The sequence below is a fragment of the Candidatus Rokuibacteriota bacterium genome (genome assembly GCA_016209385.1).
In the GTDB taxonomy this organism is placed as follows: Bacteria; Methylomirabilota; Methylomirabilia; order Rokubacteriales; family CSP1-6; genus JACQWB01.
This window is the reverse complement of record JACQWB010000187.1, coordinates 1-17,882: the sequence shown is the minus strand read 5'-3', so window position 1 is coordinate 17,882 and position 17,882 is coordinate 1. Positions and strand designations below refer to the sequence as shown.

Sequence of the window (17,882 nt, the reverse complement as noted above, 5' to 3'; positions counted from 1 at the left end):
CCTTTCAGATGGGTGTTGATGACGGCGTCCCACTCCTCTTCGGTCATGTTGAAGATCATCCGGTCACGGAGGATCCCGGCGTTGTTCACCACGATATCGACGCGGCCGAAGTGGTCCAACGCCGCCTGGACGATGTTGCGGCCGCCCGTCATGGTGGCCACCGAGTCGTAGCTGGCAACCGCCTGGCCGCCGAACCCCTTGATCTCGCTGACCACCTCGTCCGCGGGACCGGCCGCCCCGCCGGTGCCGTCTTCTGTGCCACCGAAATCGTTCACCACGACCTTGGCGTCCTCGCTGGCCATCAGGACGGCGATCTCCCGCCCGATCCCCCGGCCGGCGCCTGTCACGACCGCCACCTTGTCCTTGAGCATCATGGGAGCCCATCCCTCCCGTGCGCGGTTGCGTCTTGTGGCGTTCCCATCTCCCTCACGGCAGCGCGGCACAGAATAGCACAACTGACGCGGCCGGACCACCGGCGACGGCGCGCGGCACGTTCAGTCCCGGGCGCGCCGTCCCCGCTCGAGCGCGGCCACGAACTCGGCGCCCAGCACGAAGACCACTGCCGAGTAGTAGACGAACATGATGAACGCCACGAGGATGCCCAGCGGCCCGTAGATCTGGTCGTAGAGGCCGAACTCGGCGATGTAGAGCCGCAGCAACTGCTTCGCCACCTCCCAGAGGAGGCTGGCCAGGAGCGCGCCGGCCAGCGCCGCGCCCCAGAAGACCTGCCGGTTGGGGAAGAACCGGTAGATCACGAAGTACATCGCGGTGGAGAAGGCCACGCCGAGGCCGACGGCCATCCATTCCACCCAGTAGACCGGGAGGCCCACCGGCGTGAAGACGAAGGTTTTGAACCAGGCGAAGACCGTGGTCGCTGCGACGGTGGCGAGGAAGAGGACGCCGATCACGAGGATCATCCCGATGTCGAAGAGCATCCCCCCCAGGAACGACCGTCCCCGCACCCCCAGGATCCGGTTGAGCACGAGCCGGAGCGCCGCAAAGAGCTGGGTCGAGAAGAGGATCAGGATCAAGGTCCCGACCAGCCCGGACACGCCCCGGGTCGCAACAACCCGGTGAAGGCTCCGCATGATCTCCCGCTGATACACGGGAACGATCTGACCGAGTTGGCCCAGAACCTGGCGGGTCGCGCTCTCGCTGGAGAGGACAAACCCCGCGAGGGAGACGACGAGGAAGAGGAGCGGGACAAGGCAGATCAGGAAGTAGAACGACAGCCCCGCGGAGAGAAAGAACCCCTGGTGGGCGAAGAACCCCGCGAACGCCTGGCGGAGGCCGCGGATCACGTCAACCCGGCCGGCGGTGGCCCGCCACGGAGGCTACGGGGTCAGCGCCTCGTTGACGGCGCTGAAGGACCCGCCGGGGCGCGGACCGCCTCCGATCACGTAGATCACCGCGCCGACCACCGCGGCCCCGAGGCCGTGGCGAGCCGTCGGCATCGGCGCGAGCGCGATCCAGCGATCGGTAGCCGGCTCGTAGGCCTCCGCCTGGCTGAAGGTTCCTGCCGGGTCTTCACCCCCGAAGACGAAGAGGCGGCTCCCGAGCGCGACGCCCGCGATCCCCGACCGCGCGGTCGGCATGCGCCGCCGGGGCTCCCAGCGATCCGCTCCAGGATCGTAGACCTCGGTATCAGCAAGGTTGCGGGCGTAGCTCCCGCCGACCCTTCCGCCGATCGCGTAGAGCCGCTTCTCGAGCGCGACGACCGCGAGGTGGTCGCGAGGCGTGGGGAGCGGCGCCCGCGACGCCCACCGATCGGAGACCGGATCGTAGACCTCGTTCGCCGCGGAGTTGGTGCGACCGTTCCGGGCCACACCACCGACGGCATAGATCTTCCCGTCGAGCTCCCCCACCCCGAGCGCGCCCCGGGCCGTCGGCATCGGAGAGCGCTTGCGCCAGCGGTTGGTCGCGGGATCGTATTCGAAGACCACGTTCAGCGGATTCCAGCCGGCCGAGTACCCACCGATGACGTAGAGCCGGCCGCTCACCGCGGTGGCCGTGGTGTGGTGGAGGGGTTCGGGCAGCGGCGAGCGGCTCTCCCAGCGCTCCGTCGCGGGGTCGTACACCTCCACGAGATCGCCGCCCACGGAAAACCCCCCGATCACGTAGATCTTCCCGCCCAGGGCCGCCGCGGCGACCTCGGTCCGCGGAGTCGGCATCGGCGCCTTCGTCAGCCACCGGCCGGGCGCCGGCTGGGCCGCGAGGCCCACCGCCCAGAGCAAAAGCGCGAGCGGCAGGAGAAACCCGAGCAGGACGGTGCTCACCGGATCCCTCGCATCAGGGCTCGGTCCTCAGAGCTGCCGATAGAAATCGGCGCGGTCTCCGCTGGTGACGTCGATGCGCTTGAGCGCGCTGTCGCGCAGGATCTCCAGGGTGATCCGCTCGCCGGGGCCGTGCCGCCACAACGAGAGGTAGAGGTCCTTACGTGTCGGGACCTCTTGCGAGTTCAGCGAGACGATCACGTCACCTTCCCTGAGACCGGACCGCTCCCCGGGGCCGTTCGGCACAAGCCCGGCGACCACCACGCCCTCCTCGAGCGGATGCGCGAAGACGCCGAGCCAGGCGCGCTTCGGGCGCCTCACCAGCTTGCCGTACCGCAGGAAATCCGCCTCGCTCTCCCGGTAGCACTCGATCGGAATCGCCAGGGAGTTCCGGATGATCTCGTTCAGGTTGAGGTACACCACCCCGACAAGCGCGCCCGTCAGCGTGAAGAGCGGGCCGCCCCCGAAGCCCGGGTTGACGGCGCTCGAGACGATGCCGCGGTCCAGGAGGTACTCCCAGTACGCCTCGAACTCCCCCAGGTACGTCACCAGGCCTCCGGCGACCCGGCGCTCGTGCGCGCCCGTCGAAGCGATCACGAACACGGGTGTGCCGCGCTCGACCGACTCGGACGAGGCGAACCGGACCGGTGTCAGGCCCTGGCGTTTCACCCGGAGCAGAGCCAACCCCACCTCGAAGTCCTGGGCGACGACCTCGGCCTTGAGGCGCCGGCCCTGGCCCAGCGCGACCTGGATCTTCTCGGCTCCCATCACGACGTAGTTGACGGTGAGGATCAGCCCGCTCGGATCGACGACGGTCCCCGAACCCATCCGCTCGGTGCCGAGGATGGCAGCCGACGGGTGCGCGTCGGCCACCTCGGTGTGGATGTGGACCACCGAAGGGAGCAGGCGCTTCACCAGCTCAGCCGCGGCGTCCACAGAGGCTCCCCAACACCGGGATCGAGACGATCTTCTCCTCCGTCAGGTACTCCCAGTAGATCCCGCGAGGCCTCGGGTAGCGCGCGCCGCACCGGAACGCGCCCTCGGGCGTCACGATCCAGTCGACGGGAATGTCGTGGGGGAGCATCGCGACCTGAGCTGACACGATCTGCAGCGGGTGGACGGTCGTGACGATGGGGGTGCGGTCGCTCACGCGTCCCGTCTCGCGGAGGAGGCCGAACTCGAGGTCCGAGTAGCCTCCCCCCTTCCCCACCCGCGCGCCATCACCGTTGACGGCTACCGAACCACAGACGATCAGGTCCAGCGTTCGCGCCTGGCTCACGCCTACCGCCCGCCCGTAGCGGGCCGCGCCTTTGATGCTCGCCGCCTCGCCCAACTGCCGGCCGAGTCGTGCCGGGTCCAGCTCGATGAAACAGGCCTCCTCGGCGAGCTTTGGGACCGGCATGTAGACCGTCTTCCCCTCGCGCAGCGCCATCCGACGGACCGGGAGCTGCGGCGCATCCGGGTTGACCTTGATGACCCGGCTCCGGCGCCAGACCGGAAGGGTCTGAAGCGCCAGGGCCGCTCGTTCGGCGCCGACGAAGTTGGGGATCCGACCCTTCGCCCCGGGGAAGCGAGCCGCCCGGTGTAGCTCGAGGAGCCGCCAGGCATGCTCACGAAGCTCGGACTTTGACATCAGGCCGAGCGCCACCCGGTCAGGCATGCCCCAAGCATAGCGCAAATTGACCGGAGCCGGAGCGAAGCGTAGAATCCAGTCAGGAGCCGCCTCTGTGAGCGAGCCGGTCCGCATCGTCGAGTACGCCGACTACCTCTGACCGTGGTGCTACCCGGCGGCCGTGCGCCTCCGACGCCTGAAGGGCGAGCTGGGGGACCGCCTTCGCATCGAGTGGAGGGCCTTCCCGTTGAGACCCCTGCCGGATCCGACCGCCACCTTCAAGGGGACATACCGCGAGGAGGCGTGGAAGCGCTGCCGCGCCTTCGCAGCACCGGACGGCATCGTCTATAACCTCTGGGCGCGGGACGACTACCCCAACTGGAGCCTCCCGGCCCTGGAGGCAGCCAAGTGCGTGGCATTACAGGGAGACGAGGCCTTCGAGCGGCTCCACCTGCGCCTCTACGAGGCCTTCTTCTCCCAGGGGCGGAACATCGCCAACCCCGATGAGGTCGCGGCGGTCGTCAGCGAGTCGGGGGCGGATCTGGAGCGCTTCCGGACCGATCTGGAGAGCGGCAGGGCCCGGGCGGCTGTGCTCAGCGACCACGAGGAGGCGGTGACCCAGGGGGTGCGTGCCATTCCCACCGTCGTCGTCAACGGGGCGAGGCGGATCGTGGGGCTCGTGGACTTCCTCGAGTACCGTCGCGTCCTCGGCGCCCCTGCCTGAATGCCGCCATGGACACGGAACGCGCGCGCGAGCAGGCCGAACACTACTTCCACAAGGGCTACCAGGCGCAGATGAAGGGCGAGCTCGACGAGGCCATCGCCTGCTACAAGAAGTCGATCGCGTGCTTGCCGACGGCCGAGGCGCACACCTTCCTCGGCTGGACGTACAGCTTCAAGGGCGACTACGAGGCTGCGATCCGCGAGTGCCAGATCGCCATCCAGGTCGACCCCGACTTCGGCAACCCCTACAACGACATCGGCGCCTACCTGATCGAGCTGAGCCGCCCCGACGAGGCGATTGCCTGGCTCCAGAAGGCCATGCACGCCAAGCGGTACGAGCCGCGCCATTTCCCCCACTTCAACCTCTCACGCGTCTACGTCAAGCAGGGGAAGATCCAGGAGGCGATCAGGGAGCTCAAGCGCGCGCTCGAGCTGGAGCCGGACTACAAGCTGGCGCGCACGGAGCTTCACCGGCTGCTGGGGATGCTCAACTGAGGGGCGGGTCGCCCGTGACCGCTCCCCCGCTTCCCTTCTACGACAACGCCCTCCTCTTCGGCCAGGATTGCGCGCCCGGTCTCCTGGCCTTTGAGCTGGAGGGGAGCGACCGCGTCAGGATCTTCGTGCGTCGGGACGGCGGGACCGTCTCCCACACCGAACCCTTCGCGCCCTTCTTGCTCCTCGCCGACGCCGACCTCCTGAAAGGCTTCAAGGGCGAGAGCGACGTCAGCCCGCTGGACGGGCCCGGCTGGTACCGGTGGCGTGCCCGCTTCCCGTCGTGGACGCTGGCCGGAAGGGCGCGGGACCACTGCCAGAAGAGCTCGGGCAAGAACCCTTCCGCCCCGGACGCGCCGTACCGGTTCCTCAACGACGCCGTCCACCAGTTTCTCCTCCTCACCGGGAAGACGTCCTTCCTGGGGCTCGGCTTCGGACAGCTCCGGCGCCTGGCTCTGGACATCGAGGTCCTGACGGCGGAAGGCTTCGAGTTTCCCAACGCGCAGCGCCCCACCGACCGGGTCATCGCCATTGCCCTGGCCGACTCCGGCGGCTGGGAGCAGGTGATCTCGGGTCGCGACCTGTCCGAGCCCGAGATGCTCCAGCTCTGCTCCCGCCTGATCCGGGAGCGCGACCCCGACGTCATCGAGGGGCACAACATCTTTCGCTTCGACCTGGAGTACCTGGAGGCGCGGGCCAAGCGTTCCGGGGTCACGCTCGGATGGGGACGCGACGGCTCACCGCTCAGGGGCCACGCCTCGCGGATGCAGATCGCCGAGCGCGCCATCGGCTACCGGCGCTACCAGGTCTGGGGGCGGCACATCGTGGACACGTGGATCCTGGTCCAGCACTACGACGTGGCCGCGCGCGCGCTCGAGTCCTACGGCCTGAAGGACGTCGCCCGGCACTTCAGCGTCGCCGCGCCCGACCGCACCTACCTGGCGCCCGAGGCGATCCCGCGCATCTTCCGCGAGGACCCGGACCGGCTCCTGGCCTACGCGCGCGACGACGTTCGTGAGACCCTGGCGCTTTCCAAGATCCTCGCCCCATCGTATTTCGTCCAGGCCCAGACCTTCCCCTTCGACTATCAGGGCGTGGTCCTCAAGGGCAACGCCACCAAGATCGACGCGCTGCTCCTGCGCGAGCACCTCCGCCAGCGCCGGGCGGTCCCCGCCCCGTCCACCGGCTCATCGGTGGCCGGTGGCTACACGGCCATGTTCTACCAGGGCGTCGCCCGGCGGGTCCTCCACGTGGATGTGACTTCCCTCTATCCGTCCCTGATGCTCACCTTCCGGATCTTTCCGGCGAAGGACAAGCTCGGCATCTTTCCCGTCCTCCTGCGCGACCTGAGGGAGTTCAGGGTCTCGGCTAAGGCGCTGGCGCGGCAGGCGGCCTCGGACGAGGAACGGCTCCACCTCACAGCACTCCAGCAGACCTCCAAGATCCTGATCAACTCGTTCTACGGCTACCTCGGCTTCTCCATGGGGCACTGGAACGACTTCGAGGCGGCGAACCGGGTCACCGCGGAGGGGCGGAAGCTGATCAGGGCGCTGGTCGAATCGCTCAAGGCGCGGGGCGCCACCGTCATCGAGATCGACACCGACGGCCTCTACTTCGTCCCGCCGCCCGACGTCACCGACCAGGGCGGCGAGGAACGGCTCGTCGAGGAGCTGTCGCGCGCGCTTCCACCCGGGATCAGCCTCGAGCTGGACGGTCGCTATCCGGCCATGTTCAGCTACAAGGTGAAGAACTACGTGCTGCTCGACCCCGCCGGCACCCTCACGATCAAGGGCTCCGGGCTCCGCTCCCGCGGCCTCGAGCTCTTCCAGCGCGCCTTCATGGAGGAGATGTTCCGCCTGCTCCTGGAGGGGCGCCGGGAGGAGATCCCTGACCTGGTCCAGCGCTACTTGAACGACTTCGCGGCCCACCGGATCCCGGTGAGGCAGTTCATGAAAACCGAGACCCTGCAGGACTCGCTCGAGACCTACCGGGAGAAGGTCAGGGCCAAGAAGCGCAACCCCGCGGCGCCCTACGAGCTGGCGCTGCAGTCAGAACGTCCGTACCAGCCGGGAGACCAGGTCTCGTACTACGTCACCGGGCACGGCCTCAAGGTGAAGGTGAACGAGGCGGCGAAGCTCGCGAACCACTGGGACCCGGCCGCTCCCGACGAGAACGTGGAGTATTACCAGGCGAAGGTGCTGGATCTCCTGGCGAAGTTTCAGGCGCTGGTGGAGCAGGACGGCCTCGTGCCCGCGCAGGAGGAAGCCGAGGAAGCCCAGCTCACCATGGAAGAGTAAGCCCGCCGAGGATAACGGCGCCCTTTCCTTACCGCTTGTCGCGCGCACTCCCTGCGTTCACATCGCCATCCGCCCGAATAACCAAACGGCTACCGGGCTGAGTCCGACCCGGCAGAATCTGCAGGTTCCGAAGGTGCGCGAGCACCGCATCAGCCTCCCCGAGCTCCTCCCGTGAATGGGTCGTGGTCACCGCGATGACGCGCCCCCCGGCAGCGCAAACAGCACCATATCGCCTCCCAGTTGCATCGTCTCCTTTTCACCCGCGGCGACATCGCGCTGCTCGCTGTCGTCGACTGTTGTTGCTCCACCTGACGCGCAGGCTGAGCGGCGCGTGTCAAGCGTGGCGCAGGACATAGTAGACCGGGATTGGCAAGCGAGAGCCTCGCGAATACTGACGCAGCTCACACCTCCTGCGCTCACGGATTCCCGTGTCGGTCATAGATGAAGAATCTCGACATCGCCCCACTTATCCTGCAGGTACTCGGTTACCAGTCGTCTGTGACAATGGTGTGGCTTGTCCTCGCTACATAGAAGGCATGCCCCGTCGACCGCGTCGCGCGGAAGGTTCTCTTCGACCCGGCGACTGGCCATCAGATCGAGAAACCGCTTCTCGTAGTCTGCCCAGTGGCCCCCCTTCTTCTTGTACGTATCCAGCATCTCCTGCGTGGGTGCGAGCTCGGGTCGGTGAGCGTAGTCGATGCCGCAGATGGCCTTCAAGAAGTAGCGAAGATCGTTCTTCTTCGCGAACCCCGCGAGCTGCGACACGTTGTTCAGCCGGACATCGAGCACCTTCTTCACGCCCGCCCTCTGCAGCCGGGTGAAGAAGGACTCGGCGGAGGTCTTGGTGAACCCGATGGTATAGACCTTCATCGATCGACTCCAGCGACACCCTCTTTGGGGGAAGGCTGATTCTCGCTGTACGCGATCTGCTGGCCACGTCGGGAGTACGCCTCGGCGATCAGCTCGTCGCGGCTCCGGAACAGGTCGCCCTCGGCGATTCCAAGCTCAGCCAAGAGGCGCGCCAGCGCGTCATCATGGCTCTCAAGCCGTCCATCCTCGAGGATGTGCTTCGCAGTGATGCCCAGCGCCGCAAGATGCCTGCACACCAGGATAGCCCGGTGGCACATGAGCGGATCCTTCTCTGCGCACATCACTGCAATTCGATGGCCACCGATGTCCTGGACGATACGCGCGAGGCCCTCCCGAAAGAGGGCGGTGCGTGAGAGGATCTCGTACTGGACCTTACCGTCGACATAGCAGCTCCGATTTTCAGTGCGCGCGCCGAGCTCACGCCCGAGGAAGACGTAGGCGATGTTCGCTGCTTTCAAGTCGGCGCGCAGGCTCTCCTGGTTGAACTGCGGGTTGATTCTGCTGTAGGGCTCCGAGCGGACGTCGGCCACAGCGGTAACTACGTGCGCGGCGAGCAGCTCGACGAGCTTCTTCGTCGAGTGCGTCGAATGGCCGATGGTGTAGACGTACTCCGCCACGGCTCATCCTTCCGCCCGCTGACGCGTGATGACCGCAGCCGCCAGCTTGTACGCGAAACCGTGGAAGGGTTCGCCGAGGCTCACGCAGAGCAGGGCCTCGTCCAGCTTCGTCTCCCCGTCTGCGCCGGGCCGCTCCACCATGTGGTTCGGCGGACGGTGTAACCTATACGCTTCTCGCATCCTCAAGCAGTGTGTTCACGAGGCCGCGCAGCGGCTGGACATTGACATCCTCAGCGCGTCCGAGCAGCCCGTGGACCAATCTATTCCGGATCGGAAGGAGGCGCATCAGAGTATCAAAGTGGTCTCGGCTGATCTCGCCGGTCGAGTAGAGCTCCCTGATGAGAGCGGATGATGGCAGGTTCTCAAGCGGAAGCTGAGCACGGCGTCCCAGCAGTCTAAGACTGCCTTCAAGCACGCTCCAAAAAAGCAGGAAGGCCGCTTCAGGCTGCCCTGCTTGTAGAAGAGAGTCCGCATCTCGCGCACGTTCCTGAAGGTCGGGCAAGGGAGCCGGCTCGGCCTCGGTCAGTTGATCCGGCTCGGACGGACTTACATATACGAGAGAAAATCTCCAGCCAGGTTGTCGGTTTACCCGCTCCGCGATTTCTCGGAAGCGCTCGGCAACGGACATCTGCGTGCCCACCTTTACTTCGATAACGACTGACTCGTTCGGACTTCGCGCAATGATGTCTGGCTGATAACCGGCGAGGAATTCCGGGAGGTTGGGGCCCCTAGGCATTACCGCAACGTCGTAACCCCGTCGCCGGTAGTTTTCGGCCACCTTAGCAATTGCTTGCGATTCGATCGGCTGTGGTGTCATGGAAGCACATCCTGCGCCGGCGCGTCAGTCAGTGATACGTACACAAATTCCCTCCCAAGCTCGAGCCCTGCGGCAAGCACAGGCGACACAGCCTTGAGCGTGAACGTGGTTCCGCGCCAGCGACGTCGAAGCTCCACATCGGTAACGACAGAGTCATCTTCCAGTATAACCCCGATAAGCGCATCTTGAATCGGTTTGAGGATATTATCGACGTCAAGCGCAGCCTCGTCGTACAGGTACAACAACCTTATGGCAACGGGTTGTGTCGCCAACTCGCGCGGGGCATCGAGAGCGGCCCGGGCCTGCTCTGCGACAAACTCCTTCCATTCACGTAGCCGCTCGCGCCGACGCGCCTGCTGGGAGACCGGGCGTGATTAGGCTGGTCAGCATATCCTGCTCCTGAAACCTCCAACAACTGCGGCGATTCTGTTAGCTTCCCCAAGACCTTGTCAAGGTCCCCACTCCGAGCCGTTCCCGATGAACACTGGTCGGCATCATCCAGTTATGGCTGCGACGGATTGCACGCCGGGCCTTCCGATTCTGTGCCGCGTTTGGGATATTTTGAGCATTGGCCCGGCACGGTTGGAGGGTCGGCACGTCACTCCCATCGGCTCGCTCGATCGTGCGCACCTCAGGCGAGCGCGAGGGAGAGCTGCCGGGCGTGGCGCGGCAGCACGGGATAGGCCAGCTCGCGGGAGCCCTGGCAGCGGCCCGCTGCGTCGAGGTCCGGGTTCTTGCAGCGGCAGAGGATCGGACTAATCCCATGCTCGCGCGCGGTCATGCGCAGCTTGAAGAAGCTCCGGATTCGCAGATCGGCCGGAAGGAGCTGGGTCGAGGTCGACGCCGCTACCGCGGCGATCGGTCCTCCCCTGAACCGCCTCAGCAAGGGCCGTGAAACGGCGGGCGGCAGCTCATCAGCCAGGAGCCGCGCGATGCCGGGGCGCACGTAGAGGTAACCCACGTCCAGGTGGGTGATCTCCTCGGCGGCGAGCGCCCTGAAGAGGCGGTCGAGCTCGTCCGACTCGTCCGTTACCCCGGGGATCACCGGATCGTGCCTCACTCCCACTGCCACTCCTGCCTCCTTGAGCCGCCTGACGTTGTCAAGCCTCGCCTCGGCGAGCGCGCTTCCCGGCTCGAAGAGCCGGTGGTAGCGCGGGTCGAGCGACAAGAGCCCGATGCGGGCCTTGACCTGCTGCCGGTAGCGACCGAAGAGCGCGATGAACTCCTCGGGGATCCACCCTTTGGTGAGAAACGTGACGGTGATCCCCCGCTCGAGCAGGAGCTCCGCTGCCCGGTAGGTCACGCCCAGGACGCTCGCAAAGGGCTGGAACGGGTCGCTGGCCGTGCAGAGGCTGACGGCCCGCGGAAGCCGTCGCATCTTCGCCAGCTCCGCTTCGAGCCTGGCCGGAAGGTTCTCATAGACCGGGAGCTGCCCCGGCGGCGGCGCCTCGGGATAGGCACGGCAGTAGCAATACGCGCAGGAGTGGGCGCAGCCGCGAGTCACGTTGAGGGCAAGCACTCCCTGCATGCACGGAATCGCGAACGGGTGGAGGATCTGCCCGCGCCGCTCTGTCGGCCGGGCGATGAACTCATAGGCGCGAGCTCCCCATTGAGGCTCCACGGCACTAATCTCAACACATGTTGAGTATTTGTCAAGCGAAAAAACCCGGGGGCTGCGACACCCCCGGGTTTAGTCCCAAAACAGGCGTTACCGCCGCCAGCCGCCACCTCCTCCTCGAGGGCCGCGATCACCCCGCGGGCCTGAGCCGCGCTGGGGCTGAGGTCGGGCTTCGTCCACCACCAGGTTCCGGTCGCGGAAAAGCCGGCCGTTCAGCATCTCGATCGCCTTGGTGGCCTCCTCCTTCGTGGACATTTCCACGAAGCCGAAGCCGCGGGGCCGGCCGGTGAACTGATCCGTCACGATCCGCACCGACTCAACCGTGCCGGCCTGCTGGAACAGCTCCCGCAGGTCCTCCTCGGTGGCCTGAAAGGAAAGGTTACCGACGAACAGCTTTGCGGGCATCACGATCCTCCTGCCGCGAACGGAGCGAGTTCAAAAAATCCGCCTCGAGTCGCCAGCGGCGCTGGGGGACACCCTCCCCCGATACGAAAAAGCCCTCAAAGAGTCGCGATCTTTGAGGGCACTCCCCAGAATGCCGCAAAGGTCCGAACCCTTTGCGCGTTGACTTACGTTAATGCTAAGGGTGCGGGCTGTCAAGGGTTTACTGCGGCGAGAATGTTCTTTGTTTCACGAAGTTCCGCGCCGATCTTGAGTCGCCAGGAACGCTCGCACCACCTCGAGGAAAGGCGCGGGCGTCTCGAGATGCGGGATGTGCCCGCTCCCCTCGATCACCGTCAGTGACGCGTTCGGGATGGACCGCTTGAGGTGCTCGGCGTGGCAACCTCGCTGGCCCAGAGAGGACCCTACGCCGCCCATGCTCAGCGCAGCCGCGGAAACGGCGGGACGAGGCTCCAGTCGAATTTCCCCGAAGCCTCGGGCCGGTCGACAGCGTCGAGCGACCGCTGCACCGCCTGCGCGAAAAGGTCGAGATCCAGCTCCGCGAGACGCTGGCCCCGCAATCTGGCGCTCCCCTCAGCCAGCAAGCTCCGGGCACCCGCAACGTTTCCGCTCGCAAGATGGTGATACCCGACTGCGACCTGGATGAAGCCCTGTAACGCCTCCCGGACAGGTCCCTGAGCGGCCACCCAGAACGGCTCCAACAGCTCGTGGACCTCGAAGTCGAGGCGGACGTCGAAAAGGGCGGCGGCCTGCTCGAGGGCCTGACCGAGCGAGAGATCATGGCCCGAAGCCGGCCACTCCTTCACCACCGACCAGGCGCGCCTCACGCGCTCACAGAGCTCGTCGCGAAAGGCACCGTATGCCCCCTTGAGGGCGAGGCGGCCGTTGCGCTGGTCGAAGAACTCCACGGGAAACCCTGAGGGAAGGGCGGCAGCGGACACCAAGCCCTCCTGGCAGTAACGACCGAGGGCGCCCAGGACGGAGCGCGCGTCCCGTTCCCGGAAGGCGTCGAGGATCAGCTCGGCGAGCCGGTTTCTCAGCGGAAGGGGCAGCGTCACCGGCGGGCAGCGCGCCTCCGCAGGTTCTGGCGGATCTGGTTCAGGTGGTTCAAGTCGTGCTCGGCCAGGTGCTCCACAAGCTGGTCGAGGCGGAGCGGGCCGTATTCCGAGTGGACGCCAACCCGGCGCCGCTGGACCGGAGCCAGCGAGCGGAGGATCCGGAGGTTGGATTCCCTGACGGCCCGAAACGTGTGCAGGAGCGAGCGCGGATCCTGGCGGGGATACCGAAGCGCCTTCGCCCAGGCTTCCTGATCGTAGGCCGTGAGCGCGGGCCGCGGTTCGGAGACGATCTTCCGGATGCGGAAGCCCGCGGCGATCTCGACATCCGCCAGATGAGCCATCACCTCGACGGCAGACCACTGGCCAGGCTTCTGGCGGCGCGCCAGGAGCGGACGCCGAGTCCGGCGGACGAGTCCGGCGAGCGCCCGGGCTGTCGCGCGCAGGACGCGAAGCGGGCGCCCCTTGAGGAGCGTGTGTGGAGCCTTGCAGATCGGGCAGCGGGGGTGCTTCACAAAAGCCTCCCGATGGACGGCGCGTAGTATAGCACAGCGCCCCGAAGGCAACGCCGGCGCGGGCTCCCGACTTGGCCCGGCCTCCGGGTGGCGAAGCGCAGTAGGGTATAATGGCGTCATGATTTCGGTCGCCGACGCCCAGGCCCGCATCCTCGCCCAGGTCACCACGATTGCCGCGCCCGAGCTGATCCCCGTTTCCCAAGCTCTGGGCCGAGTGCTGGCCGAAGACCTGCGCGCGCCGTTCGACGTTCCCCCGACCGACAACTCGGCCGTCGACGGCTACGCCGTGGCGAGCGCCGACATCCCGAGTGAAGGCACCACCGCTCTGGATGTCATCGCCGATCTCCCCGCGGGGTCGGTCTTTGGCGGAACGCTCGCGCTCGGTCAGGCGATCCGCATCATGACGGGCGCTCCGATGCCTGCGGGCGCCGACACCGTCATCCCGCAGGAGCTCGTCCAACGCCAAGACAGCCTGGTGCGGATCCCGCCCACCGCCAAGGGCGCCAACGTACGGCTCAGGGGCGAGGACGTGAGCGCGGGCGCCGTCGTGATCGCCGGCGGGAGCGTGCTCCGTCCGCAGGAACTGGGCCTGATCGCCTCCCTCGGTCTCCCGCAGGTGCTCGTCCGACAGAAGCCACAGGTCGTGATCCTGTCCACAGGCGACGAGGTGGCGGAGCCCGGCACCCCTCGGAACCCTGGCCAGATCTACGACGCGAACCGGTTCGCACTGCGCGGCCTGGTCGAGGGAGCGGGCGGAAGCGTGACCGACCTCGGCATCGTCCCCGACGTCAGGGACGATCTCCGGCGCCGTCTCCTGGAAGCCAGCGAGAACGCGAGCATCGTCCTGAGCTCCGGCGGCGTGTCGGTGGGGATCTACGACCTGGTCAAGGACGTCCTCGAGGAGATCGGCGGGATCGACTTCTGGCAGGTCGCCATGCAGCCTGGCCGACCGCTCGCCGTCGGGCGCATCCGCCAGGCGCACTTCTTCGGCCTTCCCGGCAACCCGGTGGCCTCCATGCTGACCTTTCTCCTCTTCGTCCGCCCCGCCCTCTGGAAGCTGGCGGGACGGCGAGAGCTGTTTTCACTCCAGTTCACCGCCAGCGCCGCGGAGCCCATGCGGAAGAAGACGGGCCGGCGGGAGTTCAAGCGCGGCGTCCTGCGCTTCGGCCCCCCGGGCTGGGAGGTCAGCACGACCGGACCTCAGGGATCGGGGATCCTGACCTCGATGGTGATGGCGAACTGTCTGATCGTCCTCGAGGAGGAGCGCGGCAACGTGAAACCGGGTGAGACCGTCCTGGTCGAACCCTTCCAGTGGTTCTAGCGGCCTATCGGAGTAATGCCCTCCGAGCGCGGGCTTTGCCCGCGCAAGTTCCTCGGGGGGAGGTCCGGAAGGGGGGCGTAGCCCCCCTCCGGGTTCTCTAGCGGGAGAGACGCATGACGCAGAAGATCACCACCGACCTCATCGAGCAGATCAAGCCGATGGCCACCGACCTCGTCACGGCGTACGCGCGGGCGCTGGCCCATCTCAGATACGCCGATCTCAGAGTGGAGATCGTCGAGGGCAAAGGTGCGGCGGCCGAGAACGGTGCGAGCAAGTTCTCGGGCGAGGACTACGGGTTTGCGTTCGGCGTCCGGATCCTCGCCGGCGACCGGATGGTCGCGCCCGGCTACTTCGGCCGGGCCCTCGGCACGGCGGACCTTCCGAACCTCGAGAAGATCCTGAAGGACGGAATCCTCTCGGCCTACCGGCGGGCGATGGCCAACGGCGACCTCAAAGCCACCATACGGGAGAAGTTCGGCGGCCTGGGCGACGCGTTCGCGGATACGCGGCTCCATCCGATCGAGGTGCGCCAGGACGTGGTGCCCGCCGAGTACGAGATAGATCCACGCACCATGGATCTGGGCGAGATGGTGCGGTACACGACCGATATCTCCAAGCAGGTCGCCGCCACCGATGCCCGGCTCAAGTACAACTACACCTCCACCCTCACCCAGCTCGCGCGGGAACTGTTCGCGTCCTCCGAGGCCGCGCTGATCGACCAGGCCTTCGCCCTCACCCAGGGGCTCTGCTACGTCGTCGCCGTCTCGGACGCGACCAGCCAGGAGCTGTACGACGTCCTCGGGCACCAGCGCGGCTGGGAGATCCTGGTCCGCGGGGTCGACGAGCCCTTGATCAGGTTCCCAACGTTCGCCGAGTTCGCGCTGGACCTCGCCAAGGAGGCCGTCGCCCTGGCCGATGCCCCCGCGCTGCCGTCCACCGACAGCGAGGTGGTGGTGGTCACCGACCCCCACTACAACACGCACGTCTCCCACGAGATCCTGGGCCACCCCGTCGAGCTCGATCGCGTCCTGAAGATGGAAACGGCGTACGCCGGGCGTTCCTGGCTCCTCAGGAACCTCGACGACCACCAGGTCGACAGACGGATCGCCTCTCCCCTGGTCACGGCCTTCTCCGATCCCCTCCTCCCCGGCTACGGCCACTACAAGTACGACCACGAGGGGACGCCGGCGAAGCGCGTGGTCCACATCGACCGCGGCGTCTTCAAGGGCTTCATGAACAGCCGCCAGACGGCCGCCATCTTCGGGGGCGACCCAAACGGCCACTGGAAGACGACCGATGCCTCGCTGGTCCCTCTGATCCGGATGTCCAACACCGTCTTCGCCAAGGGCGATCGGGACCCGCGCGACATCATCAAGGAGGTGGACCACGGCTACTACCTGGTCGGCCACCGGATCCCGTCCATCGCCGAGAGCCGGGAGAACTTCCGCATCTCCGCCCGCAAGGTGTACGAGATCCGGAACGGGGAGCTGGGTCAGCTCTTCCGCGACGGCGGGATCATGGCCGACACCAAGGACTACCTGATGCATATGGACGCCGTCGGGACCGACTTCCGCCTGTACCCGATCCCCAACTGCGGCAAGGGCCAGCCCATGCAGACCAAGCGACTCGGCAACGGCGGTCCCACCATGCGGAGCCGCGCCCGGCTCACCGGCGCCGTCGTGGGGCGGATGGAGTAGATCGGAGGAGAACGCGCGATGAAAGTTCTCGTGGAGAAGGATGGTCCGATCACCACCGTCATCATCAACCGACCCGAGGTCCGGAACGCGGTGGATGCAGAAACGGCGGTGGCGCTTCGAGACGCCTTCCGGGCATTCGACGAAGACGAGGAGGCGCGGGTCGCGGTGCTTTGCGGCGCCGGTGGCTGCTTCTGCGCGGGGTATGACCTGAGGGCCATCGCCGCCCGTGGCCTCCGCGGGCCGTCCGAGCGCGAGGGTGAAGGGCCAATGGGTCCCAGCCGGGTGCTTCTCAGCAAACCCGTCATCGCGGCCGTGGACGGCTACGCTGTCGCGGGCGGCCTCGAGCTGGCGATTTGGTGCGACCTCAGGGTCATGGAGGAGGACGCGAACGTTGGCGTGTTCTGCCGGCGTTGGGGCGTTCCCCTCGTCGACGGCGGCACTGTCCGTCTCCCACGCCTCATCGGCATGAGCCGCGCCCTGGACATGATCCTCACGGGTCGACCGGTCGGGGCGGCCGAGGCGCTCAGCTGGGGGCTGGCCAATCGGGTGGTGCCCAAGGGGCAGGCACGCGCCGAAGCGCAGAAGCTGGCGCGTGAAATCGCAGGCTTCCCGCAGCTCTGCCTGCGCACCGACCGCATGTCCGCCTACCGGCAGTGGGACTTCAGCCTGGAGGAAGCGCTGAAGTTCGAGAGCCACGAGGGGCAGAGGCCCCTGGCTCAGGAGGCGGTGGAAGGTGCTCGCCGCTTCGCCGCCGGGGCCGGCCGCGGCGGGTCGTTCGAGGACATCTCACATGGCCGGTAGCACTCACCGGATGGACCCACACGAATGACGGACAGATGTCCGGCCTGCCTACGACCATTTGAAAAGATGCTCGACTACCCGCTGATTTTGGTGCGAGAGGTCGACATCCATCCGGTCTCCGAAGTGATCGATTACTTTTCCGAAGAAGCACAACGGGCGAGAATCGCCCACGGGCCCGCAGCTGATCAGCAATCTCCCGCAAGGGACCCGAACCTTCAGGGCATTAACCGGACGCCGGAAATCGCCGCGGCGTACGAATCAGAATGGGTCCAGAGGTACTTCCAAGTTCTCCGGAGCCAACAGGGAAAGCTCCTATCACCCCGTGACCTCCTTCCGAGGCTGGAGCCAGACGCATATTTCAGGTGGGCATACCCCGTGCCCGGAACCAGGCTCTACCTCACCCTCTCCGAAGCTACGCCCCAGAGGGTAGACCAAATTTCCCAGGTGATGTGCTGCTCCCGCGGCCCGAACTTGGGCTCGGCTGGCGGTCCGACGTTGCAGCACTTAGCCGCTTTCGCTTCCATCCATTATGAAGGGCGATACTCAGCGGCGCGATGAACAATGGGTGCTGAAGGCTTGAAACGGCTTGTCGGTGTCGGGCTTCTATGCGGGCTTCTCCTCTGGTCTGGGATCGTGCCTGCGGGCGAGCCTGAGGTCCCGCTCCAGTTCATCGCGGCGGACGTGCTGAAGGCGCTCATCGCCAAGCCGGAGAAGGTGGACCTGATCGACGTCCGGACCTGGACCGAGTCCGTCAAGCGTCGCATCAAAGGGG

20 protein-coding genes and 1 pseudogene are annotated in these 17,882 nt (G+C 66.7%); 7 read left to right on the top strand and 14 right to left on the bottom strand.

Translation table 11 applies throughout. The annotated features are described in order from the left end of the window. The 5 genes from HY726_13220 to HY726_13200 all read right to left on the bottom strand — a co-directional run. The coding region (locus HY726_13220) for an SDR family NAD(P)-dependent oxidoreductase (GenBank protein MBI4609956.1) at positions 1–374 on the bottom strand (374 nt) is incomplete at its 3' end. A 120-nt stretch (positions 375–494) separates the two neighbouring features. After that, positions 495–1,301: a YihY/virulence factor BrkB family protein gene (locus HY726_13215; GenBank protein ID MBI4609955.1), complete on the bottom strand. Its 807-nt coding sequence runs from the start codon at positions 1,299–1,301 to the stop codon at positions 495–497. A 33-nt stretch (positions 1,302–1,334) separates the two neighbouring features. Next, entirely contained in the window at positions 1,335–2,171 is an 837-nt protein-coding gene (locus HY726_13210; GenBank protein MBI4609954.1) for a galactose oxidase, read from the bottom strand. 132 nt (positions 2,172–2,303) lie between these two features. After that, positions 2,304–3,209, bottom strand: a complete 906-nt coding sequence (locus HY726_13205) for a serine protease (GenBank protein MBI4609953.1) — start codon at positions 3,207–3,209, stop codon at positions 2,304–2,306. Continuing rightward, on the bottom strand, positions 3,193–3,906 hold the full coding sequence (locus HY726_13200) for a 5-formyltetrahydrofolate cyclo-ligase (GenBank protein MBI4609952.1): 714 nt from the start codon (positions 3,904–3,906) through the stop codon (positions 3,193–3,195). The genes HY726_13205 and HY726_13200 overlap by 17 nt, the downstream gene beginning before the upstream one ends. Before the next feature lie 160 nt (positions 3,907–4,066). On the opposite strand from HY726_13200, the gene HY726_13195 reads away from it, so the two are divergent. From HY726_13195 to HY726_13185, 3 genes are read left to right on the top strand one after another with little or no spacing between them, the layout of a single operon-like run. Continuing rightward, on the top strand, positions 4,067–4,609 hold the full coding sequence (locus tag HY726_13195) for a DsbA family protein (protein ID MBI4609951.1): 543 nt from the start codon (positions 4,067–4,069) through the stop codon (positions 4,607–4,609). An 8-nt stretch (positions 4,610–4,617) separates the two neighbouring features. Beyond that, positions 4,618–5,103 (top strand): tetratricopeptide repeat protein, encoded by a 486-nt coding sequence (locus HY726_13190; GenBank protein ID MBI4609950.1) that lies wholly within the window; start codon positions 4,618–4,620, stop codon positions 5,101–5,103. A 14-nt stretch (positions 5,104–5,117) separates the two neighbouring features. Then, a complete protein-coding gene (locus tag HY726_13185) occupies positions 5,118–7,397 on the top strand; it encodes a DNA polymerase II (GenBank protein MBI4609949.1) in 2,280 nt (759 codons plus the stop codon). Between the two features lie 435 nt (positions 7,398–7,832). Here HY726_13185 and HY726_13180 read toward each other — a convergent pair whose 3' ends face one another. The 9 genes and pseudogenes from HY726_13180 to HY726_13140 all read right to left on the bottom strand — a co-directional run bounded on the left by HY726_13180 (position 7,833) and on the right by HY726_13140 (position 13,291). Continuing rightward, positions 7,833–8,267 (bottom strand): DUF488 domain-containing protein, encoded by a 435-nt coding sequence (locus tag HY726_13180; protein MBI4609948.1) that lies wholly within the window; start codon positions 8,265–8,267, stop codon positions 7,833–7,835. After that, positions 8,264–8,884, bottom strand: a complete 621-nt coding sequence (locus tag HY726_13175) for a DUF488 domain-containing protein (protein MBI4609947.1) — start codon at positions 8,882–8,884, stop codon at positions 8,264–8,266. Before HY726_13175 ends, HY726_13180 begins: the two co-directional genes overlap by 4 nt. A 3-nt stretch (positions 8,885–8,887) precedes the next feature. Continuing rightward, positions 8,888–9,025, bottom strand: a complete 138-nt coding sequence (locus HY726_13170; protein ID MBI4609946.1) for a hypothetical protein — start codon at positions 9,023–9,025, stop codon at positions 8,888–8,890. Positions 9,026–9,047: 22 nt separating this feature from the next. Next, positions 9,048–9,701: a hypothetical protein gene (locus tag HY726_13165; protein ID MBI4609945.1), complete on the bottom strand. Its 654-nt coding sequence runs from the start codon at positions 9,699–9,701 to the stop codon at positions 9,048–9,050. Next, positions 9,698–10,057: pseudogene (locus HY726_13160) on the bottom strand (RusA family crossover junction endodeoxyribonuclease). The gene HY726_13165 and the pseudogene HY726_13160 overlap by 4 nt, the downstream one beginning before the upstream one ends. A 275-nt stretch (positions 10,058–10,332) precedes the next feature. Continuing rightward, a complete protein-coding gene (locus tag HY726_13155; GenBank protein MBI4609944.1) occupies positions 10,333–11,322 on the bottom strand; it encodes a radical SAM protein in 990 nt (329 codons plus the stop codon). Positions 11,323–11,409: 87 nt separating this feature from the next. Continuing rightward, a complete protein-coding gene (locus tag HY726_13150; protein ID MBI4609943.1) occupies positions 11,410–11,724 on the bottom strand; it encodes an RNA-binding protein in 315 nt (104 codons plus the stop codon). A gap of 416 nt (positions 11,725–12,140) precedes the next feature. After that, positions 12,141–12,779 carry a DUF309 domain-containing protein gene (locus tag HY726_13145; protein MBI4609942.1) on the bottom strand — a complete coding sequence of 213 codons (639 nt, stop codon included), beginning with the start codon at positions 12,777–12,779 and terminating at the stop codon, positions 12,141–12,143. Next, positions 12,776–13,291: a DinB family protein gene (locus HY726_13140; GenBank protein MBI4609941.1), complete on the bottom strand. Its 516-nt coding sequence runs from the start codon at positions 13,289–13,291 to the stop codon at positions 12,776–12,778. Before HY726_13140 ends, HY726_13145 begins: the two co-directional genes overlap by 4 nt. A 118-nt stretch (positions 13,292–13,409) precedes the next feature. Here HY726_13140 and HY726_13135 point away from each other — a divergent pair, with 118 nt between their 5' ends. The 4 genes from HY726_13135 to HY726_13120 all read left to right on the top strand — a co-directional run. Beyond that, positions 13,410–14,612: a molybdopterin molybdotransferase MoeA gene (locus HY726_13135; protein ID MBI4609940.1), complete on the top strand. Its 1,203-nt coding sequence runs from the start codon at positions 13,410–13,412 to the stop codon at positions 14,610–14,612. 113 nt (positions 14,613–14,725) lie between these two features. Further along, a complete protein-coding gene (locus tag HY726_13130) occupies positions 14,726–16,309 on the top strand; it encodes a TldD/PmbA family protein (protein MBI4609939.1) in 1,584 nt (527 codons plus the stop codon). 18 nt (positions 16,310–16,327) lie between these two features. Then, on the top strand, positions 16,328–17,110 hold the full coding sequence (locus tag HY726_13125; protein ID MBI4609938.1) for a crotonase/enoyl-CoA hydratase family protein: 783 nt from the start codon (positions 16,328–16,330) through the stop codon (positions 17,108–17,110). A 576-nt stretch (positions 17,111–17,686) separates the two neighbouring features. Continuing rightward, the coding region (locus HY726_13120; protein MBI4609937.1) for a hypothetical protein at positions 17,687–17,882 on the top strand (196 nt) is incomplete at its 3' end.

Bases quoted from the DNA above. Each gene is read 5' to 3' on its own strand.
- HY726_13210 (MBI4609954.1), bottom strand. From the start codon at position 2,171: ATGCCGACTCCGCGGACCGAGGTCGCCGCGGCGGCCCTGGGCGGGAAG.
- HY726_13135 (MBI4609940.1), top strand. From the start codon at position 13,410: ATGATTTCGGTCGCCGACGCCCAGGCCCGCATCCTCGCCCAGGTCACC.
- HY726_13190 (MBI4609950.1), top strand. From the start codon at position 4,618: ATGGACACGGAACGCGCGCGCGAGCAGGCCGAACACTACTTCCACAAG.
- HY726_13180 (MBI4609948.1), bottom strand. From the start codon at position 8,267: ATGAAGGTCTATACCATCGGGTTCACCAAGACCTCCGCCGAGTCCTTC.
- HY726_13200 (MBI4609952.1), bottom strand. From the start codon at position 3,906: ATGTCAAAGTCCGAGCTTCGTGAGCATGCCTGGCGGCTCCTCGAGCTA.
- HY726_13165 (MBI4609945.1), bottom strand. From the start codon at position 9,701: ATGACACCACAGCCGATCGAATCGCAAGCAATTGCTAAGGTGGCCGAA.
- HY726_13150 (MBI4609943.1), bottom strand. From the start codon at position 11,724: ATGCCCGCAAAGCTGTTCGTCGGTAACCTTTCCTTTCAGGCCACCGAG.
- HY726_13170 (MBI4609946.1), bottom strand. From the start codon at position 9,025: ATGGTGGAGCGGCCCGGCGCAGACGGGGAGACGAAGCTGGACGAGGCC.
- HY726_13130 (MBI4609939.1), top strand. From the start codon at position 14,726: ATGACGCAGAAGATCACCACCGACCTCATCGAGCAGATCAAGCCGATG.
- HY726_13125 (MBI4609938.1), top strand. From the start codon at position 16,328: ATGAAAGTTCTCGTGGAGAAGGATGGTCCGATCACCACCGTCATCATC.